The organism is Bradyrhizobium sp. P2_E8, from assembly GCF_056403875.1.
This window is the reverse complement of sequence record NZ_JBFUES010001050.1, coordinates 1-2472: the sequence shown is the minus strand read 5'-3', so window position 1 is coordinate 2472 and position 2472 is coordinate 1. Positions and strand designations below refer to the sequence as shown.

The following is a 2472-nucleotide window of genomic DNA, read 5'->3' as shown; positions in this document are numbered from 1 at the left end:
AAACAGCATGTCCGAATTCAAGCAGCTCAGCCGGTCCGTGAAGGGCCTGACTGCTCTCGTCACCGGCGCGGCGAGCGGCATGGGGCGCGCCACCGCGCGCGTCTTCGCCGCTGAAGGCGCGAACGTTGCCGTCACCGATTACGACGAGCAGGGCGCGCTGTCCGTTGCCAATGAGATTGCCGCGAACGCCGGATCAGCGAAGGCGTGGAAGCTCGATGTCGCCGATGGCGGTGAGATCAAGCGCGTGGTCCATGACATCGCAGCGCATTTCGGCGGGCTCGACATCGTCGTCAACAATGCCGGCATCTCCGTGCGCGTCGCGATCGATGACGAGACGTACGAAGATGCCTGGGCCAAGGGCATCGCGGTGATGCTGACGGCGCATCCGCGCATCATCCGGGCTGCGCTGCCTCACCTGCGCAAATCGAAGAGCCCGCGCATCGTCAACATCGCCTCGACCGAGGCGCTCGGCGCCACTGCATTGCACAGTCCCTATTCGGCGGCGAAGGGCGGCGTGGCGAGCCTGACCCGTTCGCTCGCGGTCGAGCTCGGCCGCGAAGGCATTACCGTCAACTGCATCTGCCCGGGCCCGATCCGCACCGCCATCACCGACCGCATCTCGGAGGAGCACAAGACCATCTATGCCAAACGCCGGACGGCACTGGGTCGTTACGGCGACCCCGAGGAGGTCGCACATATGACGCTGAGCCTGTGCCTGCCGGCCGCGTCGTTCCTGACCGGCGCGGTGATCCCGGTCGACGGCGGCCTGATGGCCCGGAACGCGTGAGAGGCATCCAGGGGGCGTAGCCCGGATGGAGCGAAGCGTAATCCGGGGTTCTCACCCCGCGGAAAGACCTCGCCGGATTGCGCTACGCTCCATCCGGGCTACTGGCAGCCATGCGCCGCGAGCGTTGACAACTACGAGTGCGGGAGTAGCTTTTTTGCCAACAGAGCGGGAGCAACCGCTCGCGGTCCGCGGGAGAAAACGCCATGACGATCGCCATCCGGCAGCTTCAGACGCATTTTGCGGGCGAGGTTTCCGGCCTCGATTTGCGAAAGCCGCTCACGCCGGATGAGGCCCGCGAGGTCGAGTCCGCCATGGACAAATACGCGGTGCTCGTTTTCCACGACCAGGACATCACCGACGAGCAGCAGATGGCTTTCGCGCTGAACTTCGGCCAGCGCGAGGATGCACGCGGCGGCACGGTCACCAAGGAGAAGGACTACCGGCTGCAATCCGGCCTGAACGACGTCTCCAATCTCGGCAAGGACGGCAAGCCGCTGGCCAAGGACAGCCGCGCGCACCTGTTCAACCTCGGCAATTGCCTCTGGCATTCCGACAGCTCGTTCCGCCCCATTCCCGCAAAATTCTCGCTGCTGTCGGCGCGCGTCGTGAACCCGAAGGGCGGCAACACCGAATTCGCCGACATGCGCGCGGCCTATGACGCACTGGACGAGGAGACCAAGGCCGAGATCGAGGACCTCGTCTGCGAGCACTCGCTGATGTATTCGCGCGGCTCGCTCGGCTTCACCGAATACACCGACGAAGAGAAGCAGATGTTCAAGCCGGTGCTGCAACGCCTGGTGCGCACCCATCCCGTCCACCGCCGCAAGTCGCTGTATCTCTCATCGCATGCCGGCAAGATCGTCAGCATGAGCGTACCGGAGGGACGGCTGCTGTTGCGCGATCTCAACGAGCATGCGACGCAGGCCGGATTCGTCTACGTCCACAAATGGAAGCTGCATGACCTCGTGATRTGGGACAACCGCCAGACCATGCACCGCGTCCGCCGCTACGACCAGTCCCAGCCCCGCGACATGCGCCGCGCGACGGTGGCGGGGACGGAGCCGACGGTGCAGCAGCAGGCGGCGGAGTAGCGCTTCACACACCGAACGTGGTCATCGCCCAGCTTGACCGGGCGATCCAGTACTCCGAGACGGTTGTGATAGATCCGATACGCTGCGGCGTACTGGATGCGCCGCCTTCGCGGGGCATGACAGCGAGGTTAACGCACGACAGCAGAAGGTGTTGCGACAGCTACGCGTGTCCCGCCTCGTTCGAGAGCATGCCGGGATCGATGCCGATCTTGCGCAAGGCGCGGCCGTATTTTTCATCGACGTCGTCGCCGAAGATCAGGTCCGCATCCGCATCGCAATGCAGCCAGCCGTTGCTCTGGATCTCGGTCTCGAGCTGGCCCGGCGCCCAGCCGGCATAGCCGAGCGCGAGGATGGCGTGCTTGGGGCCGGAACCGTTGGCGATCGCGCGCAGGATATCGACGGTTGCAGTGAGGCAGACGCCGTCGTCGATCCGGAGCGTCGCGTTCTCGATGTAGAAATCGCTGGAATGCAGCACGAAGCCGCGCCCGGTATCGACCGGACCGCCGCGGAGCACCTTCATGCTTTCGGCGTTCTCCGGCAGCTTGATGTGCTCGCCCTTCCTGATGATGCCGAGCTGCTGCAACAGCTCGGGGA

General features: G+C 64.8%; 3 protein-coding genes. 2 read left to right on the top strand and 1 reads right to left on the bottom strand.

Translation table 11 applies throughout. The annotated features are described in order from the left end of the window. The first annotated feature begins 7 nt into the window (after positions 1 to 7). Together AC1D00_RS36465 and AC1D00_RS36460 are read left to right on the top strand one after the other, a co-directional pair. Positions 8 to 787 (top strand): SDR family NAD(P)-dependent oxidoreductase, encoded by a 780-nt coding sequence (locus AC1D00_RS36465; protein WP_477014004.1) that lies wholly within the window; start codon positions 8 to 10, stop codon positions 785 to 787. Between the two features lie 203 nt (positions 788 to 990). Then, a complete protein-coding gene (locus AC1D00_RS36460) occupies positions 991 to 1878 on the top strand; it encodes a TauD/TfdA dioxygenase family protein (RefSeq protein WP_477014003.1) in 888 nt (295 codons plus the stop codon). Between the two features lie 160 nt (positions 1879 to 2038). On the opposite strand, the gene AC1D00_RS36455 is transcribed toward AC1D00_RS36460, so the two are convergent. After that, a partial coding sequence (locus AC1D00_RS36455) for a YqgE/AlgH family protein (RefSeq protein WP_477014002.1) occupies positions 2039 to 2472 on the bottom strand: 434 nt, incomplete at its 5' end.

What these genes read in the sequence shown, in the direction of transcription:
- AC1D00_RS36465 (WP_477014004.1), top strand. Translation starts at nt 8, where the DNA reads ATGTCCGAATTCAAGCAGCTCAGCCGGTCCGTGAAGGGCCTGACTGCT.